The organism is Nostocoides australiense Ben110 (assembly GCF_001050535.1).
Taxonomy (GTDB): domain Bacteria; phylum Actinomycetota; class Actinomycetes; order Actinomycetales; family Dermatophilaceae; genus Nostocoides_A; species Nostocoides_A australiense.
The window spans coordinates 596959-618135 of the sequence record NZ_HG764815.1; the positions used below are offsets into that span (position 1 = coordinate 596959).

Sequence of the window (21177 nt, forward strand, 5' to 3'; positions counted from 1 at the left end):
GGCGGTCCCGACCGCCCGCGGCGGCTAGCCTGCCTGCCGTGAGCGATCCGCTGTCTCGATTCCACGCCGTCATTCCCGCGGGCGGGGCCGGCACCCGGTTGTGGCCGCTCTCGCGCGCCGGGTCGCCGAAGTTCCTCCACGACCTGTCCGGGTCCGGGCACACGCTCATCCAGGACACCGTCGCCCGGCTGCGGCCCCTCGTCGGCGAGCGGATCTTTATCGTCACCGGCGTCCGGCACGCGGAGGCGATCCGCGCGCAACTGCCCGCCGTGCCCGCCGCGGCCGTGCTGGTCGAGCCCACCCCGCGCGACTCGATGGCGGCGATCGGGCTGGCCGCGGCCGTGTTGGAGGCCCGCGACCCGGACGCGATCCTCGGGTCCTTCGCCGCCGACCACGTGGTCATCGACCAGTCCGCCTTCCAGGAGTGCATCCGGGAGGGGGTGGGGCTCGCCGCAGACGATCACCTGGTGACGATCGGGATCACCCCGACGTATGCCGCGACGGGCTTCGGGTATGTGCAGTCGGGTCGCCCCGTGACCGGGTTCCCCACCGCGTTGCATGTGCGCCAGTTCGTCGAGAAGCCGGATGCGCGGCAGGCCGCGGCGTACATCGCGACGGGCGAGTTCCGGTGGAACGCCGGGATGTTCGTCGTGCGGGCCGCCCGGCTGCTGGACCTGCTCGGACGATGGCACCCGCAGTTCGCCGCCGACCTGCGGGCCATCGCCGCCGCGCCGGAGCGCCTCGAGGAGATGTGGCCGGCGCTGCCGAAGATCGCCATCGACCACGCTGTCGCCGAACCGGCCGCGGACGAGCACGCCGTCGTCGTCGTGCCCGGTGCCTTCGGTTGGGACGACATCGGCGACTTCTCTTCTCTCGCCGTCCTCCTGCCCGACCCGGGGCGCGGGCCGCGGGTCTTGGGGGAACGCGACCTGGTGCATGCCCTGGACGCGACGGGCCTGGTGGTCCCCGGGTCGCAGCGCACCGTGACCGTGCTCGGCCTCGAGGACGTCATCGTCGTCGACACCCCGGACGCCCTTCTGGTCACCACCCGCGAGCGCGCCCAGGACGTCAAGGCGCTCGTCGAGCACCTGCGCGACCACGGCCGCACCGACCTGATCTGACCCCGGCCCGGCCGCGGCCGCAGGGGCCCGGGCTCGGGAGGTGCCGTGTGGCGCCGCTGCACGGGGCGCTTCTAGCGGTCGGCCGGATCGCCGGTGCGGGTGCGGAACGGGATCGCACCAAGAAGACACTGGATGTCCGCATTTCGTCTCTGCGCCGCACGCGTCGCGACAGTGCCAGGAGTCCGCGGATGCTCGTGACTGTTCGCGGATTCGGATTCTGCCTCGAGATCAGCGAATGAAGACGCTCCCCGGGAGCGTCGGGGCGGCGCGGTCCAGCGTGTAGCCGCGTGCAGCGACGGTCACATGGTGCGGGGGACCTTGCCGGTCAGCTTCAACATCCGGCACATCCACTTGTGCCCGGTGTCCGCGGTCGGACCGAACATCAGCGGGCAGCCGCCGTCGATGACCGTGATGCCGTGTTCGCGGCCGTAGCTCGTGGCCTCGGCCGAGACGCTGCCCGTCCCGAAGGAGCGGTGCATCCAGGCCTTCGTGATCCCGAGGTCCACGGCCTCCTTCATGGTGCCCATCGCGCTCTCTCGACGGGGGAGAAGTGCTCTCTCGACGGGAGGGCCGGTAACGTTGTCCGTCGACATGACACCCGACTCCTTCGCCGCCGTCCGCGGCGCCATCGCCACCCGCCAGGCGCAATTGGTGACCATCCGGCGCGACATCCACCGGCACCCCGAGATCAGCTGGCAGGAGCAGCGCACCACGGCGCTGGTGTGCGACCTGCTCGAGGAGGGCGGGCTGAAGCCCACCCGCTTGAGCAAGAGCGGACTGGTCGTCGACATCGGGGCGGAGGACGCGGCATACCGGGTGGCGCTGCGCGCCGACATCGACGCCCTTCCCGTGCGCGAGCGCACCGGGCTCGACTTCGCCTCCGTCAGCCCCGGCGTCTGCCACGCGTGCGGGCACGACGTGCATACGACCGCCCTCGTCGGCGCGGGGCTCGCCCTCGCGGGACAGGACGAGGCGCTGCGCGCAGCCGACGCTGCGGTGCGCCTGGTCTTCCAGCCGGCGGAGGAGGCCATCCCGGGCGGCGCCGAACTCGTCGTCGGCGAGGGGCACCTGGAGGGTGTCGACGCGGCATACGCCCTGCACTGCGACCCCAGTCTCGACGTCGGCAAGGTGGGCCTGCGCGAAGGGCCGATCACGGCGGCAGCCGACCGCATCGACGTCAAGCTGACCGGCCGCGGCGGCCATACCTCCCGGCCGCACCTGACCGAGGACCTCACCTACGCCCTCGCGAAGGTGGTCACCGAGGTGCCCGCGCTGCTGTCGCGCCGGGTCGACCCGCGGGCGGGCGCGCTACTGGTGTGGGGGCAGATGCACGCCGGCGCGGCCGGCAACGTCATCCCCTCCTCCGGTGAGGCGACGGGCACGCTGCGGATCCTCGACGCCGAGGTGTGGCACCAGATCGGGCCGATCGTCAAGGAGCTGGTCGAGTCCGTTGCCAAGCCGTATGGCGTGGGCGTCGAGGTCGTTCACTCGCCCGGTGTCCCGCCGGTCGTCAACGACGCGACGGCGATCGCGGACCTGCGGGCCGGGGCGGTGCAGATGGGCCTGGACCCGGTCGCCACCCGGCAGTCGATGGGGGGCGAGGACTTCGCGTGGTTCCTCCACCACGCTCCCGGCGCGATGGCGCGTCTGGGCACGCGAGCGCCGGGCGGTCGGACATACGACCTGCACCAGGGTGACCTGATCGTCGACGAGGCGGCGATCCCCGCCGGCGCGATGCTGCTGGCCTCCACTGCCCTCGCCGCGATCGGGCGGTATGCCGCAAATCACGCCACGAGTTCGTAACACTTCCCGCATTGGGACGGGTGTGACGACGGACTTCCTGCGGCGCGGCTTATCCTTCGTCTTCAGTGGGCGCGATCGTGCCCTCGATTGGAAGAAATGAGGAGAGCACCTTGCGTCAACTGATGAAGGTGGCCGCGGTCGTCTCGGCCAGCAGCCTGGCCCTGGCCGCGTGTGGCTCGGGCACGAGCAAGGAATCGTCGGCGAGCAGCGCCAGTGCGGGCGCCACGAGCGCCTCGGCGAGCGGCAGCGCGTCCGAGAGCGCGTCGGCGTCGGGCAGCGAGAGCATGTCGTCCTCCGCCCCCGCGGGCAACTCCGACCTCAAGGTCGGTATGGCGTATGACGTGGGCGGTCGTGGCGACCAGTCCTTCAACGACGCCGCCGCTGCGGGCATGGACAAGGCCAAGGCCGAACTCGGCATCGAGACCAAGGACGCGACCGCCGTCAACGGCGAGAACGAGGCCGCCCGCGAGGAGCGCCTCAACCAGCTCGTGGACGCGGGCTACACCAACATCATCGCGGTCGGGTTCGCGTATGCCGCGTCGGTCGGCAAGGTGGCCAAAGAGAACCCGGACGTCCACTTCGCCATCATCGACGACGCCTCCGACGCCTCGAAGGGCGACAACGTCGCGCAGCTGACCTTCGCCGAGCAGGAGGGGTCCTTCCTCGTCGGTGCTGCGGCCGCGCTGACCACCAAAGAGGACCACATCGGCTTCGTCGGTGGCGTCAACGTGCCGCTGATCGTGAAGTTCGAGGCGGGCTACGAGGCGGGCGCGAAGGCCGTCAACCCCGACATCAAGATCGATTCCACCTATCTCACCCAGCCGCCGGACTTCAGCGGCTTCGGTGACCCGGCCAAGGGCAAGACCGCTGCCGAGGGCATGTTCCAAGGTGGCGCGGACGTCGTCTACCACGCCGCGGGCGGGTCGGGTGCGGGTGTCTTCACCGCCGCCAAGGCCGCCAAGGGCTGGGCCATCGGCGTCGACTCCGACCAGGCGAAGACCGCCGAGGCCGGCGTCCAGGACGTCATTCTGACCTCGATGCTCAAGAAGGTCGACGTTGCGGTCTACGACTACCTGAGCAAGGCCGCCGCGGGCAGCCCGGTGTCCGGCAATGTCATCTACGACCTCAAGGCCGACGGGGTGGGCTACTCCACCACCGGCGATCACCTGAGCGCGGATATCATCGCGAAGCTCGACGACTACAAGGCCAAGATCATCTCCGGCGAGATCACGGTTCCGGACACGAAGTAACCCTCCGGGTCGGCGAACAAGGCAGGGGCTGGGTGGACGTGTAGCGTTCACCCAGCCCCTGCTTGTCGCTCCCGGCAGGGTGGCCGGTCATACCGGCCAACGAGTGACATGGAGGTCTCGTCATCGCCGCAGTAGCCAGCCCCCCGACAGGCGATCTCGCCGTCGAAGTCACCGGGATCACGAAGCGCTTCCCGGGTGTCGTGGCCAACAAGGACATCTCCTTCGCCGTCCGCCGCGGCACCGTGCACGCACTGGTGGGGGAGAACGGCGCCGGCAAGTCGACGCTGATGAAGATCCTCTACGGGGTGCAGCGCCAGGACGAGGGCACGATCAAGGTCAACGGGTCCGAGGTCACCCTGCATTCGCCGTCCGACGCGATCGACGCCGGCATCGGCATGGTGTTCCAGCACTTCATGCTCGCCGACAATCTCACCGTCCTCGAGAACGTCGTCCTCGGCGCGGAGAAGCTGCACGGCATCGGCGGGGGGGCGCGCGCGGAGATCCGCCGGATCGCAGAGGACTTCGGTCTCGATGTCGACCCCGACGACCTTGTCGCGGATCTCGGTGTGGGAGACCGGCAACGGGTCGAGATCCTCAAGGTCCTCTATCGCGGCGCCAAGATCCTCATCCTCGACGAGCCCACCGCGGTGCTCGTGCCGCAGGAGGTCGACGAACTCTTCGACAACCTGCGCGAACTGAAGGCCGAGGGCCTGACGGTCATCTTCATCTCGCACAAGCTCGACGAGGTGTTGTCGGTCGCCGACGACATCACGGTCATCCGGCGCGGCACGACGGTCGCCTCGGTCGATCCGTCCGAGGTCAACGCACGTCAGCTCGCGGAGCTGATGGTCGGCTCGCAGCTGCCCACTCCCGAGACGAGCGAGTCGACGGTCACCGACCGGGTCGTGCTGTCGATGCGGGACATCACCCTCGCCGGCGGCGAGGGCCGAGACCTGTTGCACGACATCGACCTTGACATCCACGCGGGCGAGATCGTCGGGGTCGCGGGCGTCGAGGGCAACGGGCAGGCCGAGCTGGTCGAGGTCATCATGGGGATGCGCGAGCCCACGGCCGGGACGGTGCATCTCGAAGGCACCGACATCTCCGACTGGGAGGTGCGCGAGATCCGCGAGGCCGGGGTCGGATATATCCCCGAGGACCGCCACCGCCACGGGCTGCTGCTGGAGGCCCCCTTGTGGGAGAACCGGATCCTCGGTCACCAGACCGAACGGCCCAACGTCAAGGGCGGGCTGATCGACGCCCGCGGCGCCAAGTCGGACACCGAGCGCATCGTGCGGGAGTATGACGTGCGCACCCCCTCGATCTTCGTCACGGCCGGTTCGTTGTCGGGCGGCAATCAGCAGAAGCTCATCGTCGGCCGCGAAATGTCGCACGCCTCAAAGGTTCTGGTCGCCTCCCACCCGACCCGCGGCGTCGATGTCGGAGCGCAGTCGGCGATCTGGGACCTGATGCGGCAGGCCCGGCACGAAGGGCTCGGGGTGTTGCTCATCAGTGCCGACCTGGAGGAGTTGATCGGCCTGTCCGACACCATCCGGGTCATCCTGCGCGGCCGGTTGACCGGCACCTTCGACCCCGACACCGTCACCAGCCAGGATCTCGGCGCGGCGATGACCGGCGCCGACGGCTCGCACGGCGACGCGCCTGCGCCGGCCGACGCCGGCGGCGACGCGGCATACCCTGACTCCTTGACCGGACCGGCGCTTGCCCCGTCACCGGCCGCAGACGACATCGAGGACCCCCGATGACCAACGCCAACCTGCGCCGGGCCCTCCTGTCGATCGCGGCCCCGATCCTGGCTCTCTTCGTCGCCTTCCTCCTGACCTCGCTGGTGCTCATGGCGCTCGGCGACCCGGTCAAGGATGTGTGGATCACGATGCTGAGCAAGCCGAAGCCGCGGCAGATCACGAACATCGTCAACGGCGCGATCGTGCTCTATCTGTCGGCGATCGCGGTTGCCGTGGGGTTCAAGATGAACCTGTTCAATATCGGCGTCGACGGGCAATACCGGGTCGGGTCGTTCGCGGCCGCGCTCTTCGCCGGCCAGGCGTGGCTGCCCGGCGTTCTCAACATCCTCGTGGCGATCGTCGTCGCGATGGTGGCGGGCGGGTTCTGGGCGAGCATCGCGGCATACCTGAAAGTCAAACGCGGTGTCTCCGAAGTCATCTCGACGATCATGCTCAACGCCATCGCCACCGGCGTGGTGTCGTGGCTGCTGCTGAAGGTGGCGGTGCGGACCGCCGGATCCAACGCGATCGGCACCAAGACGATCCCCGAATCCTCACAACTGGAGGGCTGGAAGCTCATTCCCGGCGCGAGCAACCGGATCTACAGTCTGCTGCTGCTGGCGGTCATCGTCGGGCTCCTCTACTGGTTCGTGCTCGGCAAGACCCGGTTCGGGTTCGACCTGCGCGCCACCGGTTCGTCGGAGACCGCGGCGGTCGCGAGCGGCGTGAAGGTCAAGCGGATGGTGATGACATCGATGATCGCCTCCGGGGCGCTCGCGGGTCTGATCGGTATGCCGCTGCTCTTCGGGCAGGACCACAGCTATGGCACGACCTTCCAGGCGGGTCTCGGCTTCGCCGGCATCGGCATCGCGCTGCTCGGGCGCAACCACCCGGTCGGCATCGCCTTCGCCGCGCTGCTGTGGAGCTATCTCGACACCCAGGCCAACGGTCTGCAGATCCGCGCGGGCGTCGCTCCGGAGCTGGTGTACATCATCCAGGGCATCATCCTCTTCGCCGTCGTCATCGCCTACGAGGGCACGCGTCGCCTCGACATCCGGCTCGAACAGCAGCGTGTCGCAAGGGAGTTGGCCGCTCAGCGAGCCGCGGTCCGTGATCAGGAAGGAGCGGTGGCATGAGCACCGTCGTCACGCGCACGCCGACGCCCGGGACGGCCCCCGCCCGCGGATCGTTCCTCGCCAACCCGTGGGCGCGCTGGGGGATGATCATCCTCGGCGCGATCATCCTGATGTCCGCGCTGCGCGTCATCACCGGCGCCAACGATCTGGACTCCTCCGGCGCCATCGCGGCAGCGTTCGGCCTTGCCGTGCCCATCGCGCTCGCCGGTCTCGGCGGTCTGTGGTGTGAGCGAGCCGGTGTCGTCAACATCGGTCTCGAGGGCATGATGATCCTCGGCACCTGGTCCTCGGCGTTCTGCGCCTATCACTGGGGGCCGTGGATCGGCATCCTCGGCGGCGCCCTCGGTGGTCTGGTGGGCGGCCTGATCCACGCCATCGCGACCGTCTACTTCGGGGTCGACCACATCGTTTCCGGTGTGGCGTTGAACATCATCGGCCTGGGCGTAGCGAAGTATCTCGCGTCGCGCTTCTTCACCGGCCTGCCCGGCGGCGGCCCGACCCAGTCGCCGCCGCTGGAGTATGCGCCCTCCTTGTCCTTGCCCGGGATCGGCGATCCGCTGTTGACGCTGGAGCGTAAACACATTTTCTTCGTCTCCGACCTCGCCGCCATCGTGCGAGGGTTGACGACGAATGTGTCGGTGCTGACGCTGATCACCCTCGGGCTATTCATCGCGACCTGGTATGTGTTGTGGCGCACGGCTTTCGGCCTGCGGCTGCGCTCGGTCGGAGAGTCGCCGGCGGCCGCCGAGTCGCTCGGTGTGAACGTCTACAAGTACAAGTTCCTCGCGGTGCTGGCGTCCGGCTCGCTGGCCGGCCTCGGCGGTGCCTTCTTGACCCTGGTGGCCTCCAACCTCTTCCGCGACGGGCAGACCGGTGGCCGCGGCTATATCGGTCTGGCCGCCATGATCTTCGGCAACTGGCGCCCGGGTGGGCTGCTCGCGGGTTCGGCGCTCTTCGGCTACACCGACGCCATTCGGCTGCGTGCCGGTGGGCAGTCGGTGCACGCGGTGCTGTTGCTCGTGGCGGTGCTGTTGCTGCTGATCGGCCTCTGGCAGCTGTTCCGGCGCGGCCGGGTCGTCCAGGGCGTGTTGGCGCTCGTCGTCGCCGGCCTGACCGCGTGGTGGTACTTCGCGGCCGACACCGTCCCCAACGAACTCGCCGGCACCCTGCCCTATGTCACCACCCTCCTCGTGCTTGCCTTCGCCGCCCAGCGCTTGCGGATGCCGGCCGCAGACGGCCTGGTCTATCGAAAGGGCGAAGGCCATTAGCGCCGAGGCCGGCTTGTCGGAGGTCGACTGGGAGTCGTTGCGGGAAAAGGCGATCGAGGCTTCCCGGCGCGCCTACTGCCCATACTCCGACTTCCCCGTAGGGGTGGCCGGGGTGACCACGGACGGGCGGGTGTTCACCGGCTGCAATGTGGAGAACGCCTCCTACGGCGTGGGCTTGTGCGCCGAGTGCGGACTCGTCTCGGCGCTGCACCTCGGCGGTGGCGGGCTTTTCGCGGCCGTCTACTGCGTCGGCGGCGACGGCCAAGCGCTCATGCCCTGCGGGCGGTGCCGGCAACTGTTGTGGGAGAACGGTGGTCCCGCCTGTCTCCTGATGACCCCGGAGGGAGTCCTGCCGATGTCGCAGATCCTTCCGCAAGCCTTCGGCCCCGACGACCTCGCGACCCGTTCCGGCCACTGACCCCCGCCCCCGTGGTCATGTCACTCTGCCGGTCGCGGGGACCGCGGGCGCGCCGCTGGTAGTTTGCCCGCATGAGCGAAGCCTTCGATGCCGTCGACGTCATCATCGCCAAGCGCGACAAAAAGGAGTTGAGTGACGAGCAGATCCGCTGGGTCATCGACGCCTACACGCGTGGCGCCGTGGCGGAGGAGCAGATGTCCGCGCTCAACATGGCGGTGCTGCTCAACGGTATGACGCGGCGCGAGATCGCGACGTGGACCGGCGCGATGATCGCCTCGGGGGAGCGGATGGACTTCTCGTCCCTCTCTCGGCCCACGACCGACAAACACTCGACCGGTGGTGTGGGCGACAAGGTCACCTTGCCCTTGGCGCCCCTGGTGGCAGTCTTCGGCGTGGCCGTGCCGCAGTTGTCGGGTCGCGGGCTCGGGCACACGGGCGGCACGCTCGACAAGCTCGAGTCGGTCCCGGGCTGGCAGGCCGCTCTTTCGAATGAGGAGATGATGGCGCAACTCGAGGACGTCGGCGCGGTCATCTGCGCAGCGGGCTCCGGCCTCGCTCCCGCGGACAAGAAGCTGTATGCGCTGCGTGACGTCACCGGCACTGTCGAGGCGATCCCGCTCATCGCGAGTTCGATCATGTCCAAGAAGATTGCCGAGGGCACGGGCGCGCTGGTGCTCGACGTCAAGGTCGGGTCTGGCGCCTTCATGAAGAACCTCGACGACGCCCGCGAACTCGCCCGCACCATGGTCGACCTCGGCACCGACGCTGGGGTGAAAACCGTTGCGGTGCTGACGGATATGGCTACCCCGTTGGGGTTGACGGCCGGCAACGCCTTGGAGGTGCGCGAGTCGGTGGAGGTGCTGGCCGGCGGCGGTCCGGCCGACGTCGTGGAGCTGACGGTCAAACTCGCCGAGGAGATGCTGGAGGCGGCGGGACGCGGTGGCGAAGACGTGCGGGCGGCGCTGCAGGATGGGCGTGCCCTCGATGTCTGGAAGCGCATGATCCGCGCCCAGGGCGGCGACCCGGACGCGCCGCTGCCGGTGGCCAAGGAGCGCGAGCAGGTGGTCGCCGAGCGCGATGGATTCCTCACGACGATGGATGCGTATGCCGTGGGCGTCGCCGCCTGGCGCCTGGGGGCCGGCCGGGCGCGCAAGGAAGATCCCGTGCAGGCCGGCGCCGGCGTCGAAATCCATTGCAAGCCAGGGGATCAGGTGCGCAAGGGTGACCCTGTCCTGACACTGCATACCGACACCCCCGAGCGATTCGGCCGCGCCAAGGAAGCCTTGTCCGGTGGCATCGAGATCGGCGATGCGGCCCCGGAGAAGACTTCAATCGTCCTCGACCGGATCGACTGACACCAGGTCGTCCTCAAATCCCAGGGATTCAGGTCAACTGAGCGAGCCCCGAGGCCGGACCCACGCCTGCGCGAAGTGGAGAACCTCCCCCGCGATCTCGAAGTCGGCGTCGTAGTGAATCACTGTCAGCCGGTGTTCCTGTGCGAGGACAGCGGTGAGCAAGTCGGCTATACCCACGGCGCGATGTCTGCCAGTAACGGCAAGCGCCTGCTGTGCGTCGAACGCGAGTTCCCAGTGCGCGTTCTCGAGCGGCAAGTGCTCGTAAGCCCCCTGCCGGTTCTCCCGGATCGCCGCATACTCCGGAGCATCCCGGGCCACGAACAAAGCCTCGGCGTCGAGCGTCGGGCAGGTAGCGACGAGCGCACCTTCGATGAGTGGGACCAGGCGCTCGGCCACCTCGGGGTGCCGCATACGCGCCGCTGCGCTGGTGTCGATGAGGTAACGCGCTATCAGCGCCATACCGCAGCCCGGGCCTCCGCATCGGCGAGGGGCTCGAGTGCTCCGGCCCGCAACCACTCGACCTCACGAGCACGGGCCGCGTTATCGACTGCCATACGAAGTGCCGCACGCACCGTGTCGGAGACGCCGGACGTCCCGAGGGCGTCGCGCGCTGCCTCGAGGAGATCGTCGTCAAGGTCGATGAGTCGTTTGGTCACGGTTCGCCTCCGATATATACGTCACCATCAGGAGTATATATAGCAACGGTGACGAGAATGGCGTCAGGTCATGGGCCGCAGGTTGCTCAGCTGGCCGGTGTGTGCGGGTAGGTGCATGCCGGCTTGTCCGTGGATGGCGATGGTGCCCCACGGGCGCGGCTCGTCCACGAGGACCTGGCCGTCGTGCAGCAGATAGCACGGGACCGCCTGCGCCAGCTGCTGGGGGGAGAGACGCGCGAGTACAGCCATGACCTGCTGTGCCACGGCCCGACCTTCGGCGATCAGGCCAGTTGTGTTGCCGCAGCGGACGATCCAGGCTGCAAGGTGGTCCGGCGTCTGGCAGTCCACATTGGCGAACCGGGCCGGCTCCTGGTGGATGATGGCTTGGCTCACCGCGATCGTGGTCAGGTCGGACAAGGCGACGTGAGCGAGCGTCTGGTCGGCATCCCATTCGCTGTCAGCCGGTGGCGGCCCGAAGCCGCCCCGCTCCGCCTCGGCGAAGAAGGCGTCGTATGCCGCGGCGAGGCCGCCAAGATCCGGCGCCTGATCGCGGGGCTCGGCGACATCGGCGAAGTGGTCGAGGACATAGCCCCACGCCGAGGGGCCGACGTATCCGCGACGACGCCGCATGGCGTCTGCCCCGAAGGTCTCCCAGCCGCGGTGTTCGATGATCACTCGGGTGCCGGCCGCGTCGGGTTCGAACCTCACCTCGACCTCGGACTGTTCGCCGGTGTCCCGGCCCGGATGCCAGGAGATCACCATTCTGCTCGGCGGTTCCCACGCACGGACCTCGCCCCACGTGCTTTCCCGGCCGTCAACGGCGAGTTCGATCAGCCGGCCGTCGCGGAACTCCAGCCCGCCGGCCTGCTCGCCGAAGACGCCATGGGTGGGCAGCGGCCACCATGCACCGATCTGGTCGGTGAAGATGGCGAAGGTCTCCGTTTGGGGACGCTGGACGTATGCCGCGCGCACCACCGGTGCTGCCGCGTCGGGAGTGGTGGTCATGGGGTCCTCCCCGGAGGTGTCGAATTGGCGTGCTGGACAAAGGCATCGAGGGCGTCATCCCAGAAGGAGTCGACCCAGGCCCGGACGTCGGCGAGGCCGCCGGGGTTGATGCTGTAGAGGCGGCGCGCGCCCGCGGGTCGGACCTCCACCAGGCCCGCGCCTTTGAGGACGCGAAGGTGCTGGGAGACGGCCGGCTGACTCACGTCCGTGGCATCGGTCAGCTCGCGCACGCTGTGCTCGCCGTCGCGCAACACCTCGAGGATGCGCCGACGGGTGGGGTCGCCCAAGGCATCCATCGCCGCGCTTCCATAAGCCATGGCTAATGATAAGCGGACACTTATGCACGAGCGCAAGGGCCCCGGGCACGGCATACCCTGAGCCCGTGAGTGAATTCGTCGTCAGCCCGGAAGTCGCCGCCGCCCCGAAGGCGCTGCTGCACGATCACCTGGACGGGGGGCTGCGGCCGCAGACGATCATCGACATCGCCGACGAGATCGGCTATCGCGCGCTGCCCGCCACCGACCCCGCGGATCTCGACCGGTGGTTCCGAGAGAGTGCCGACTCCGGCTCCTTGGTGCGCTATCTCGAGACGTTCGCCCACACCGTGGCCGTCATGCAGACCGAGGCCGGGCTCTATCGGGTGGCCAAGGAGTGCGCCCTCGACCTCGCGGCCGACGGCGTCGTCTATGCCGAATCCCGTTACGCCCCAGAGCAACACGTCGACGGTGGCCTGACGATGGAGGCGGTGGTCGAGGCCGTCAATGCCGGCTTCCGCGACGGGGAGTCCGAGGCGGCCGCGGCCGGCAACACCATCCAGGTGCGTGCTCTCCTCACCGCCATGCGGCATGCCGCCCGCGCTCGCGAGATCGCCGAGCTGACCGTGCGATACCGCGACGCCGGTGTCGTCGGGTTCGACATCGCCGGCGCCGAGGCGGGCTACCCGCCCACCCGACACCTCGACGCCTTCGAGTATCTGCAGCGCGAGAACTCCCGCTTCACCATCCACGCCGGCGAGGCCTTCGGGCTGCCGAGCATCTGGGAGGCGATCCAGTGGTGCGGGGCCGACCGGCTCGGCCACGGCGTACGCATCGTCGACGACATCGACACGTCCGGTGAGGTGCCGACGCTCGGCCGGCTTTCGGCATACGTCAAGGACGGCCGCATCCCGCTCGAGATGTGCCCGACCAGCAATCTGCAGACCGGGGCCGCGAAATCCTATGCGGCACACCCGATCACGCTCCTGAAGGACCTGCGATTCCGGGTCACGGTCAACACGGACAACCGGCTGATGAGCGGCACTACCCAGGGTCGGGAGATGCAGCACCTGGTCGACAAGGCCAGGTGGACGCTCGCCGACCTGCGGTGGGCCACGATCAATGCGATGAAGTCCGCGTTCATCCCCTATGACGAGCGGCTGGCCATCATCAACGATCAGGTCAAGCCGGGGTATGCCGCGCTGGGCGTCGTCTCGTATGTCCCGTAAGGGCCCTCTGCCCGCTCGTGTCATCGACGTGAGGGTCTGGTCACCGGAGCGCAGACGCGCTTGAGTGAAAGGGTGAAAGAGACCTGGGATCGAGACATCAGTGTTTTGCGAGCGATGATCTCGCTGCACGACGAGACCGGTGGGCTCACGACGCCGGCTCGACTCGCCGAGCGGTCCGGGTTGTCGCACTACGACGTCGAGGCGGCGCTTCGAGCGCTGGCACGAGAACAGCCGGTCCTCTTCGAGACCCAGGGCGCGACGACGCTCGGACGATTCCTGAAGGTCGGGAACCCTACCGGGCGGGCGCGCAGGATCTGTGGCGCGTGGCCGACGCCGGAGCAGGTGACGCAGAAGCTGCTCTCGGCCATCCGCGACGCCGCTGACACCGAGGCCGATGCGCAGTTGCAGGCGGCCCTGCGGCTGGTGTCTGCGTATTTCCACGGTCCGGGCCGTTGTCGTGCTGCCGCGATCGGGGCTGCGGCTATCGCGTGGGATCGTGAGTGGTGAGTTCTCGGAGCTGGCCCCTCGGGCGCGGGTGAGTCAGGTGCGCAGCAGGCGGTTAGCACCGCTCAGGGGTGCGGGATGCGCCGGCGACGCAAGAGCACATCGATGGCCCAGTACAGCGCAGCGACGGCGAGCGCGAAGACCAGGATGGCGCCGATGGTCGTGAAGACACGGGCATACCCGTGGGTGCGGGCGTCGACGAAGGCATACGGGTAGGCGGCGACGGCAAGTCCGCGCAGGAGGACCCACGCGATCCAGCCGACGGGGATCAGCAGTGCCCACGGGACCAGGCGCAGCGAGACCCAACCGCGCGGGCCCCAGATCGCCCAGACCCCGACGGCCAGGACCGGCACGACGATGTGCTGCCACGGGTTGGTCAGGACCGACCACCCCTGCACGACCTGCGTCGGGGCAAGCAGCACCCGGTAGACGATCGCGGTCACGGTGATCATGAGCAGGGCGCTCAGGAGGAGCACGCGGCGCCAGTGCGTGGGCTGCCCACGCCGCCAGGCGATCAGTCCGAAGGCAAGGGCCACAACGACATTCGACCACTCGGTGAAATAACTGACGTGATCGGCGAGGCGTCCGATCACACCGGCCAGGCCCGGGGGATTGGCGCCGTAGACGTGTCCTTCCGGCGCCGTTGTCGCGGGGCCGTAGGCGTCGATCGCGTTGAGGACGGCGACCAGGATGAAGCCGGTGGCCGCCACGAGCGCCACCACCGCGTGCGCGGCGCAGGCCCCGGGCCGCCTCGTGTCGAAGTCCATGGACGCGCAGGCTACCCGGGATGCCGTTCGCGACCTGCACGGAGCCGGCCGCGCTGGCGGGCGGCGGGAGAGCGGATCGCGGGGGGTGACCGCATACGCGGACGCGGTTCGCGGCCATCGCCGGTGTCTGCCACTCGAAGGCTGTTTCGTGTCCACTCGACGAGGGGCGGGGTAGCGTCACAATCGCCGCATGCGATCTCGAGGCACCGGTGCCGCGCGGCTCGTGCTGTGGTGGCTGCGACCGGGGGCGGATGCGTTCTGGCTGTGGGCCGTGCTCGGGGGTGTGCTGCTGTTGCGGACCCTGCTCTTCATGGGTGCGGTGGCGTTGCGCGGGCCCGGGGGCTACTGGTTCCGGTTCTGGGTCGACCCCGGGGTCCGCGAGATCTATGTGACCCTCGCTGTCGCGGCCTTCCTCTATTCACTGGCGGCGGTCATGATCGGTCTCGCCGCGGCATACGGGCTCCGGCTGCGGCAGGGCGTGGGCGCTGTCGTCCTCGGCGTCGGCGGTGCCGTGCTCGGCCTCGGCGCGCTGCTCGCCCTGCCCGGACTGGAGCGGGCGCTGACGACGATCAACGACCAAATGGCCATTGTGCCGCTTGGGCTTTCACGCATTCTCGGGCTGACGTTCCACCTCGGGGTCCCGACCGCACTGCCGATGTGGTTGCTGACCGCCGGGGGCATCCTGGGGATGCTCGGCGTCCTTGCGGCGGCGGGGCGGAGGTGGCAACCAGGCGTCGAGGTGGGTGGAGCTGAACTCGATGGCCGTTGAGAACTGCCCGGGGTCCACTCGACGGGGGTGGGGGCGCGGGTCTCAGGTGAGGACCACGAGGCGACCGGTGGCGCGAGTCATGGCGACATAGCGGTCGACCGCGCCCTCGATGCCCTCGCCGAAGCCGTCCGGATCGACGAGGACGACGAGGTCGAACTCCAGTCCTTTGGCCAGCTCCGGTGACAAGGACCGTACGCGAGGCGACGCGGCATACCCGGAATCACCGATGACACAAGCGATTCCGTCATCGTGGGTGGCCACCCACTCATCGAGGATCGCCGGCAGCTCGCGGCGCGACCCATGGCGCACCGGGATGCCGGTGCTGCGGATCGACAGCGGGACGTTCGCGTCCGGCAGGACCGAGCGGATCACCGGCTCGGCCTCGGTCATCACCTCGACCGGGGTGCGGTAGTTGACGCCGAGGGTTGCCAGGCGAGCCGTCGGCAGCCCCACGCGCGCCAGCCGGTCCACCCAGGACTCGGTGAACCCGTGCCGGGCCTGGGCGCGATCGCCGACGATCGTCAGGCTGCGCGATGGGCAGCGACGCAACACCATCTGCCACTCGGCGTCGGTGAGTTCCTGCGCCTCGTCGACGACCACGTGGGCGAAGGGCCCGCCCAGCGCGTCGGCGTCGGCCGCGGGAGGCAGCGCGTCGTCGACGAGCACGTGCTGCAGGTCCGCGCCGCGCAGCATCGACATCACCTGCAGGGTCGAGTCATCGGCGGCGATCAGGTGATCGACGACCTTCGTCATCTCCTCCCGGCGGGCCGCGGTGGCAGCGGCGAGCGCCTGCCGGCGGCGGGAGGCGTGGGGGTCGCCGAGCCGGTGCCGCGCGGCGTCGATGAGTGGCAGGTCCGCGACCGTCCACTCGCCCGCGTCGGCGCGCTGCAGCATAAGGACCTCCTCCGGCGACAGCCACGGCGCGCAATGACGCAGATAGGCCGGCACCGACCACAGGTCCCCGACGAGGTCGGCGGCGTCGATCAGCGGCCAGGCGTGGTTCATCGCCTCGGTCAATTCCTCGTTGCGCTGCAACGCTTGTCGCCGCTGCGTCAGCGGTATGCCGGCATCGAACCGGTCGACGAGGATGTCGAGCAGCGCCTCCCAGATCTCGGCGCGGGCGTCATTGTGGGCAGTCCCGTCCTCGGGTGCGTCGGCGGCTTCGGCCCAGTCCTGTGGGTTGATCCGGACCGGCGTCCCGTCGCAATCGATCGTCATCGCCGCGGCCGGCAGGTCCTCGTAGAAGCGCACCGCGACCTCGATCGCGTCGACCATCCGGCGCGCGGACTTCAGGCGGGCGACGGCTGGGTCGCCCTCCGGGCGCGCCGCAGCGCCTTCCGCGACGAGATCGCGCAGGGTGCACAGGCGCACGCCCTCCTCACCGAGGCTCGGCAGCACGTCCTCGACGTAGGCGAGATAGGGCTGGTGGGGGCCGACCACGAGCACGCCGCCGCGTCGCGGATCGAGCCGGGGGTCGGCATACAGCAGGTATGCCGCGCGGTGGAGGGCGACGACCGTCTTGCCCGTCCCCGGGCCGCCGTCGACGACGAGCGGACCCTGGGAGCCGGCGCGGACGACGGCGTCCTGATCCGCGGCGATGGTGCCGAGCACGTCCCGCATCCGGGGCGAGCGGCTCGCGCCCAGGCTGGCGATGAAGGCCGACTGGTCGTCCAGCGCGGCGGATGTGGCGCCGCTGTCGGTGGTGAAGGTCTCGTCCCAGTAGTCGGTGATCCGCTCGCCGGTCCAGCGGTAGCGGCGCCGGCTGGTCAGCCCCATCGGGTTGGCGAGGGTGGCGGCGAAGAAGGGCTTCGCCGCGGGGGAGCGCCAGTCGACGAGCAATTGCCGGCCGGCGTCGTCGATGAGGCCGATGCGGCCGACATAGACCGAGCCGTCGGGGCGATCGATCCGCCCCAGACAGATGTCGACGCCGAAGCGCTGCAGGAGTGCGAGCCGGGCGCTGAGGCGATGGGTCTGCAGGTCCCGGTCGAGCGCCTCCTGGCCCATGCGGACCGGGGAGGTGCGGGTCTCCTCGAGGCGCGCCGCGAGGTCGGCGCGCTGCTGCGCAAGGCAGCCGGCCACGGCGGCCAAGTGGTGTCCGTCGCTCCCGATGAGGGCCGGGTCGGCTTTGGCGGCCAGGCGGTCGGGCAGGTCGAAAACATTGGTGCTCAAGGGATTCATGGGTGTCGTGTCCGATCCGGGCCACCTCAGGCGGCGGTCCTGCCGGAGCATTGTGCGCCTCGCCGGGGGCCTTGCCACAAGCCCCCGGGTGGGGTATAGCTTGGTAGGGGAGGAGGGACACCGTGCCCTGACCGGCGTCGCCTTGCCGGGCCGCCCTGGTCTAGGTCGACGGGAGGCCCCCGGCGCGATGGCGGGCCGCCGACCCCACTCGAGGGGAGCAGAGCCGGGCGTGGGCGCCGCGCCCTCACCGCGGGCCGAACTCCAGGACCGTGCGGCCGGAGCATAGACGCCAACCATGGACAGTGCCAGCGGGCCCATCGCATTGAATCCGTCTTCGAACTTTTCGCCCAGTCCGAAACGATTCCCGATAGCTCGATCAATGGCACCAAGCGCCATGCAGATCATCAGGATCCACACAATAACTTCATTGATACTCATGAGGGCTCCACAACGCCTCAGAAGCCCCCTGTGGCCTCCCGTTCGACGTTGAGCGCCCGTATGCCAATACCCCGGCGGGCTTCGCAAGAGCCAATGTGTGGTTGTGAGCAAAATCGCCTTGGCCAATTGGCTAGGACGTGTGGAGGGACAATTCTCGACATCCGGTCCGCCGTCGAAAAGGCACTCTTTCGACGGGGTGAGGCACGATGGGGGCGTGGACGATGCCTTGCTGCCGCGCAACACCGCAGCCCTTAGAGCCCTGCTCGACAAGGGCGTGACGATGCCCGTGCCGTTGACCGTCGAGATCGGCGACGAGGTCGATGTCGAGCACGTCAGCGGCGACGGCGTCGTCATCCACCCCGGCGCCCGGATCCGTGGCGCCTCGACCGTCATCTCCGCCGGATGCGAGTTGGGTCGGGAGGGGCCGGTGACGATCGAGGACTGCCGCCTCGGTCGCGGGGTCGCACTCAAGGGTGGGTATGCCGCCCGCGCTACCTTCCTCGATGGCGCGAACCTCGGGTTGGGACACCACGTCCGGGAGGGTTGCCTGCTGGAGGAGGAGTCCGGCGGAGCGCACTGCGTCGGGCTGAAGCAGACGATTCTCATGCCCTTCGTCACGCTGGGGTCGCTGATCAACTTCTGTGACTGCCTGATGGCCGGCGGCACGAGCCGCACAGAGCACAGCGAGGTCGGCTCGTCCTATATCCACTTCAACTTCACCCCGGGCGGCGACAAGACGACGCCGAGCCTCTTCGGCGATGTCCCGCGCGGCGTGCTGCTGCGCGAGCCGCCGATCTTCCTCGGCGGCCAGGGCGGTGCGGTCGGGCCGGTGCGCACGGCATACGGCGCGGTGGTCGCGGCAGGATCGGTGTTGCGCAGCGATATTCGCGAGGAGCGCTCGTTGACGATGGTCGGCCCGCCACCCGCGATGACACAGCGCGATTTCACCGGCCGGGAGTATCGCGGCATCAACCGGCTCGTCGCCAAGAACCTCGACTACCTCGCCAGCCTCGACGCCCTCGAGGCCTGGTATGCCGAGGTGCGCCTCCCCTTCTTCGCCGCCCAGGGGGCCTTGGGGGTGCTCGTGGGGGAGGGGGCTCGGGAGGCGATCGCCGCCGGGCGCCGCGAGCGGATCACCCGGCTGCTCGCGCTGGCCGCGCGGATGGATCCCGGGCAAGCGCCCCAGGCTGCCTTCGCCGCGCACGCGCAGGCACTCACCGAGATCTTTGGTGGGTCGTATGCCGCTGTGCCCGAGTCACTTTCGACCCACGCCGCAGCCACCGCAGCGGCGGGGGCGCCCTATGTCGAGGCCATCCGCGCGCTCCCGGACGACCTCGTCAATGCCGGCCAGCACTGGCTGGCCGGCATCATCGAGGACCGCTGGGCCGACGTCGAGGCACTCCTGCCGGGCGTTGCCCGACTGCGGCACCGCGAAGGATGAGCGTCGGCGACGACGATGTGGCCGCCGCCCTGTCTCGCGTCCACCGCACCGAGTGGGGCCGGGTCGTCGGGGCCCTGGTCGGCGTTTCGGCGATCTCGATATCGCGGAAGACGCTGCGGCAGAAGCATTTGCGAGCGTGGTGCAGCGGTGGCCGAGCGACGGCATACCACCCAATCCTGGTGGGTGGCTGACCACCACAGCCACCCGCAAGGCGATCGACCGCCTCCGCCGGGAGTCCCAGCGCGCCACGCAACAGCGGGCGCCGCTCGGCTGCAGGACGACAGCCCGCACGCGCCCACCGGGCCCGTCGAGGACGACCGGCTCCGGCTCATCGTCACGTGCTGTCATCCGGTGCTCGCGATGGAGTCACGGGTGGCGCTGACGTTGCGGCTGCTCGGTGGGTTGACGGTCGCTCAGATCGCGCGCGCCTTCCTCAGCACGGAGACGGCGATGGCCCGGCGCATCACGCGCGCCAAGGCGAAGATCACGGATGCGGGGATTCCGTTCGCGGTGCCGTCGGAGGCCGACGTGCGCGAGCGCCTCGACGGCGTTCTTGCCGTGGTCCTCCTCATCTTCAACGAGGGCTATCTCGACAGTGACGGCGCGGACCCGGTGCGCGTGGGGCTGACGGATGAGGCGATCCGCCCGCGAGCGGAGCGCGTGGGGGAGGCGCGGACGGCATACGACCGGGCAATCGCGCTCGCCGGCAACCCCGCCGAACGCGACTTTCTCGCCCGCCGCCGCGACCAGCTCAGCGGCGAACGACCGGCTCAGTCCGACGACGACCCGCCGGAGTCTCCGCCGCCACCGCCCGAGCCCCCGCCGCCACTCGAGTCCCCTCCATCGCCCGAGTCGCCACCACCACTCGAGTCCCCGCCCCAGGACCCACCACCGGAGTCGGACCCCCCGGCATCAGAGCCGATCTGGGGCATCGGGGCTGTCGGATCCGAGGAGCTCGGCGACCCCGACCACAGGCTGCCACCGGACTCCGGATAGGCCGGCGCGTCGGTGGTGGACTGGGGATACTGCCCATACGGCTGCTGGGGATAGGGCGACGACGGGACCGGGGCCGGCCCTGGATAGGCGGGAGAGTTCCACTGACTGCCCGCGACCGCGCCGGCCGCCGACCCGGATGCCGCCGGGCCATAGGGGTAGCCGCCGGGCTGGTAGGCCGGCTGCACATAGTCCTGCTGGGGGCTGCCATAAGCGTGGGCCTGCCCGCCGAGGCTCTCCCGGCGCCGGGCGTCGATGTACATCAGCGTCGAATAGACCACCGAATAGAGCTGGAAGATATAGAGCGCGATGGCGCCGATGCCCATCACGATGGCGGCGACGATGCCGCCCGCCACGGAGGAGGCGTCGCCGGAATCGCGCGTCAACGCGCTGAACGGAGCGGAGGCGAGGCTGAAGACGAACATCAGCGGCAGCGCCAGCAGCGACAGCATCAGCTGCCGGCCCAGAGTGACCCACCACATGCCCTTGGTGAGGACGAAGGTGCGCCGGATCGCCTCGATGGGGCCGGCCTTCTCGATCGCGACGGTCTGAAAGATGAACGCGCACTTGACCGAAAGCCAGATCATCACCGGGTAGGCCAGGAAGAGCAGCAACAGCATGACGCCAATGCCGAAGCCCTCGTCCGCAGCGACCGAACCGCCGATGAGCAGGATCGCGAGCACGCCGACCACCACCACGGCGCCGACGATCAGCAGATAGAGGCCGAGGACATTCCAGATGATGCCGCGGGTCTCGTTCCACAGGGCTCGCAAGGCCGGCCGTTCGCCGAGGGCCACGCGATAGGCGGCGATGACCAGCGCCGCGCTGATCCGGACCAGCACCACGG

Annotated in this window: 21 protein-coding genes and 3 pseudogenes; 14 read left to right on the forward strand and 10 right to left on the reverse strand. The window is 69.4% G+C overall.

Features of this window, described 5'->3' with window-relative positions:
* Positions 1–38: 38 nt before the first annotated feature.
* Positions 39–1121: a mannose-1-phosphate guanylyltransferase gene (locus BN11_RS02775; protein ID WP_048694158.1), complete on the forward strand. Its 1083-nt coding sequence runs from the start codon at positions 39–41 to the stop codon at positions 1119–1121.
* Between the two features lie 299 nt (positions 1122–1420).
* On the opposite strand, the gene BN11_RS02780 is transcribed toward BN11_RS02775, so the two are convergent.
* Positions 1421–1714: a CoA-binding protein gene (locus BN11_RS02780; RefSeq protein WP_157043944.1), complete on the reverse strand. Its 294-nt coding sequence runs from the start codon at positions 1712–1714 to the stop codon at positions 1421–1423.
* Here BN11_RS02780 and BN11_RS02785 point away from each other — a divergent pair.
* A complete protein-coding gene (locus tag BN11_RS02785) occupies positions 1713–2924 on the forward strand; it encodes an amidohydrolase (RefSeq protein ID WP_048694161.1) in 1212 nt (403 codons plus the stop codon). The genes BN11_RS02780 and BN11_RS02785 overlap by 2 nt on opposite strands.
* A gap of 115 nt (positions 2925–3039) precedes the next feature.
* Here the strand turns inward: BN11_RS02785 and BN11_RS24990 are convergent, their stop codons facing one another.
* Positions 3040–3210 carry a hypothetical protein gene (locus BN11_RS24990; protein WP_235435336.1) on the reverse strand — a complete coding sequence of 57 codons (171 nt, stop codon included), beginning with the start codon at positions 3208–3210 and terminating at the stop codon, positions 3040–3042.
* Between BN11_RS24990 and BN11_RS02790 the strand changes: the two genes are divergently transcribed.
* The 6 genes from BN11_RS02790 to BN11_RS02815 all read left to right on the forward strand — a co-directional run bounded on the left by BN11_RS02790 (position 3209) and on the right by BN11_RS02815 (position 10096).
* On the forward strand, positions 3209–4174 hold the full coding sequence (locus tag BN11_RS02790) for a BMP family lipoprotein (protein ID WP_235435337.1): 966 nt from the start codon (positions 3209–3211) through the stop codon (positions 4172–4174). The genes BN11_RS24990 and BN11_RS02790 overlap by 2 nt on opposite strands.
* 200 nt (positions 4175–4374) lie before the next feature.
* Positions 4375–5940, forward strand: coding sequence for an ABC transporter ATP-binding protein (locus BN11_RS02795; RefSeq protein WP_235435338.1), 1566 nt, complete (start codon positions 4375–4377; stop codon positions 5938–5940).
* Positions 5937–7055: an ABC transporter permease gene (locus tag BN11_RS02800; RefSeq protein WP_048694169.1), complete on the forward strand. Its 1119-nt coding sequence runs from the start codon at positions 5937–5939 to the stop codon at positions 7053–7055. The genes BN11_RS02795 and BN11_RS02800 overlap by 4 nt, the downstream gene beginning before the upstream one ends.
* A complete protein-coding gene (locus tag BN11_RS02805) occupies positions 7052–8323 on the forward strand; it encodes an ABC transporter permease (RefSeq protein WP_048694170.1) in 1272 nt (423 codons plus the stop codon). Before BN11_RS02800 ends, BN11_RS02805 begins: the two co-directional genes overlap by 4 nt.
* Before the next feature lie 13 nt (positions 8324–8336).
* Positions 8337–8741, forward strand: a complete 405-nt coding sequence (locus tag BN11_RS02810) for a cytidine deaminase (protein WP_048694172.1) — start codon at positions 8337–8339, stop codon at positions 8739–8741.
* A gap of 71 nt (positions 8742–8812) precedes the next feature.
* Positions 8813–10096: a thymidine phosphorylase gene (locus tag BN11_RS02815; protein WP_048694174.1), complete on the forward strand. Its 1284-nt coding sequence runs from the start codon at positions 8813–8815 to the stop codon at positions 10094–10096.
* A 33-nt stretch (positions 10097–10129) separates the two neighbouring features.
* Here BN11_RS02815 and BN11_RS02820 read toward each other — a convergent pair whose 3' ends face one another.
* From BN11_RS02820 to BN11_RS02835, 4 genes are all read right to left on the reverse strand, one after another.
* Positions 10130–10555: a PIN domain-containing protein gene (locus BN11_RS02820; protein WP_048694176.1), complete on the reverse strand. Its 426-nt coding sequence runs from the start codon at positions 10553–10555 to the stop codon at positions 10130–10132.
* Positions 10546–10752, reverse strand: a complete 207-nt coding sequence (locus BN11_RS02825) for a hypothetical protein (protein ID WP_048694179.1) — start codon at positions 10750–10752, stop codon at positions 10546–10548. The genes BN11_RS02820 and BN11_RS02825 overlap by 10 nt, the downstream gene beginning before the upstream one ends.
* A 63-nt stretch (positions 10753–10815) precedes the next feature.
* On the reverse strand, positions 10816–11757 hold the full coding sequence (locus BN11_RS02830; RefSeq protein WP_048694181.1) for an SRPBCC domain-containing protein: 942 nt from the start codon (positions 11755–11757) through the stop codon (positions 10816–10818).
* Positions 11754–12074 carry an ArsR/SmtB family transcription factor gene (locus BN11_RS02835; RefSeq protein ID WP_048694183.1) on the reverse strand — a complete coding sequence of 107 codons (321 nt, stop codon included), beginning with the start codon at positions 12072–12074 and terminating at the stop codon, positions 11754–11756. Before BN11_RS02835 ends, BN11_RS02830 begins: the two co-directional genes overlap by 4 nt.
* Positions 12075–12139: 65 nt before the next feature.
* Between BN11_RS02835 and BN11_RS02840 the strand changes: the two genes are divergently transcribed.
* The gene (locus tag BN11_RS02840; RefSeq protein WP_048694186.1) at positions 12140–13240 is read left to right on the forward strand and encodes an adenosine deaminase; all 1101 of its coding nucleotides are present in this window, start codon (positions 12140–12142) and stop codon (positions 13238–13240) included.
* A gap of 114 nt (positions 13241–13354) precedes the next feature.
* The gene (locus BN11_RS02845) at positions 13355–13747 is read left to right on the forward strand and encodes a hypothetical protein (RefSeq protein ID WP_048694189.1); all 393 of its coding nucleotides are present in this window, start codon (positions 13355–13357) and stop codon (positions 13745–13747) included.
* 62 nt (positions 13748–13809) lie between these two features.
* Here BN11_RS02845 and BN11_RS02850 read toward each other — a convergent pair whose 3' ends face one another.
* Positions 13810–14511 carry a Pr6Pr family membrane protein gene (locus BN11_RS02850; RefSeq protein ID WP_048694194.1) on the reverse strand — a complete coding sequence of 234 codons (702 nt, stop codon included), beginning with the start codon at positions 14509–14511 and terminating at the stop codon, positions 13810–13812.
* 190 nt (positions 14512–14701) lie between these two features.
* Here BN11_RS02850 and BN11_RS02855 point away from each other — a divergent pair, with 190 nt between their 5' ends.
* Complete coding sequence (locus BN11_RS02855; protein ID WP_048694198.1) at positions 14702–15280, forward strand: hypothetical protein; 579 nt, start codon at positions 14702–14704, stop codon at positions 15278–15280.
* Positions 15281–15322: 42 nt separating this feature from the next.
* Here BN11_RS02855 and helR read toward each other — a convergent pair whose 3' ends face one another.
* A complete protein-coding gene (gene helR / locus BN11_RS02860) occupies positions 15323–17458 on the reverse strand; it encodes an RNA polymerase recycling motor ATPase HelR (protein ID WP_048694201.1) in 2136 nt (711 codons plus the stop codon).
* Between the two features lie 288 nt (positions 17459–17746).
* Positions 17747–17896 (reverse strand): annotated as a pseudogene (gene eutH / locus BN11_RS26005) (ethanolamine utilization protein EutH); the annotation flags it as partial.
* A gap of 214 nt (positions 17897–18110) precedes the next feature.
* On the opposite strand from eutH, the gene BN11_RS02865 reads away from it, so the two are divergent.
* The 3 genes and pseudogenes from BN11_RS02865 to BN11_RS25785 form a co-directional block, all read left to right on the forward strand.
* Positions 18111–19337 carry a UDP-N-acetylglucosamine pyrophosphorylase gene (locus BN11_RS02865; protein WP_083433483.1) on the forward strand — a complete coding sequence of 409 codons (1227 nt, stop codon included), beginning with the start codon at positions 18111–18113 and terminating at the stop codon, positions 19335–19337.
* Positions 19237–19719 carry a sigma factor gene (locus BN11_RS25780; RefSeq protein WP_327152830.1) on the forward strand — a complete coding sequence of 161 codons (483 nt, stop codon included), beginning with the start codon at positions 19237–19239 and terminating at the stop codon, positions 19717–19719. The genes BN11_RS02865 and BN11_RS25780 overlap by 101 nt, the downstream gene beginning before the upstream one ends.
* Positions 19698–19763: pseudogene (locus BN11_RS25785) on the forward strand (hypothetical protein); the annotation flags it as partial. The gene BN11_RS25780 and the pseudogene BN11_RS25785, both read left to right, overlap by 22 nt.
* Positions 19764–20107: 344 nt before the next feature.
* Here the strand turns inward: BN11_RS25785 and BN11_RS25000 are convergent.
* A pseudogene (locus BN11_RS25000) lies at positions 20108–21177 on the reverse strand (hypothetical protein); the annotation flags it as partial.

Excerpts from the sequence above, each read along its gene's own strand:
- BN11_RS02785 (WP_048694161.1), top strand. The coding sequence starts at position 1,713 with ATGACACCCGACTCCTTCGCCGCCGTCCGCGGCGCCATCGCCACCCGC.
- BN11_RS02780 (WP_157043944.1), bottom strand. The coding sequence starts at position 1,714 with ATGTCGACGGACAACGTTACCGGCCCTCCCGTCGAGAGAGCACTTCTC.
- BN11_RS02790 (WP_235435337.1), top strand. The coding sequence starts at position 3,209 with ATGTCGTCCTCCGCCCCCGCGGGCAACTCCGACCTCAAGGTCGGTATG.
- BN11_RS24990 (WP_235435336.1), bottom strand. The coding sequence starts at position 3,210 with ATGCTCTCGCTGCCCGACGCCGACGCGCTCTCGGACGCGCTGCCGCTC.
- BN11_RS02800 (WP_048694169.1), top strand. The coding sequence starts at position 5,937 with ATGACCAACGCCAACCTGCGCCGGGCCCTCCTGTCGATCGCGGCCCCG.
- BN11_RS02805 (WP_048694170.1), top strand. The coding sequence starts at position 7,052 with ATGAGCACCGTCGTCACGCGCACGCCGACGCCCGGGACGGCCCCCGCC.
- BN11_RS02815 (WP_048694174.1), top strand. The coding sequence starts at position 8,813 with ATGAGCGAAGCCTTCGATGCCGTCGACGTCATCATCGCCAAGCGCGAC.
- BN11_RS02820 (WP_048694176.1), bottom strand. The coding sequence starts at position 10,555 with ATGGCGCTGATAGCGCGTTACCTCATCGACACCAGCGCAGCGGCGCGT.
- BN11_RS02830 (WP_048694181.1), bottom strand. The coding sequence starts at position 11,757 with ATGACCACCACTCCCGACGCGGCAGCACCGGTGGTGCGCGCGGCATAC.
- BN11_RS02835 (WP_048694183.1), bottom strand. The coding sequence starts at position 12,074 with ATGGCTTATGGAAGCGCGGCGATGGATGCCTTGGGCGACCCCACCCGT.
- BN11_RS02845 (WP_048694189.1), top strand. The coding sequence starts at position 13,355 with ATGATCTCGCTGCACGACGAGACCGGTGGGCTCACGACGCCGGCTCGA.
- BN11_RS02850 (WP_048694194.1), bottom strand. The coding sequence starts at position 14,511 with ATGGACTTCGACACGAGGCGGCCCGGGGCCTGCGCCGCGCACGCGGTG.
- BN11_RS02855 (WP_048694198.1), top strand. The coding sequence starts at position 14,702 with ATGCGATCTCGAGGCACCGGTGCCGCGCGGCTCGTGCTGTGGTGGCTG.
- helR (WP_048694201.1), bottom strand. The coding sequence starts at position 17,458 with ATGAATCCCTTGAGCACCAATGTTTTCGACCTGCCCGACCGCCTGGCC.
- BN11_RS25780 (WP_327152830.1), top strand. The coding sequence starts at position 19,237 with ATGCCGGCCAGCACTGGCTGGCCGGCATCATCGAGGACCGCTGGGCCG.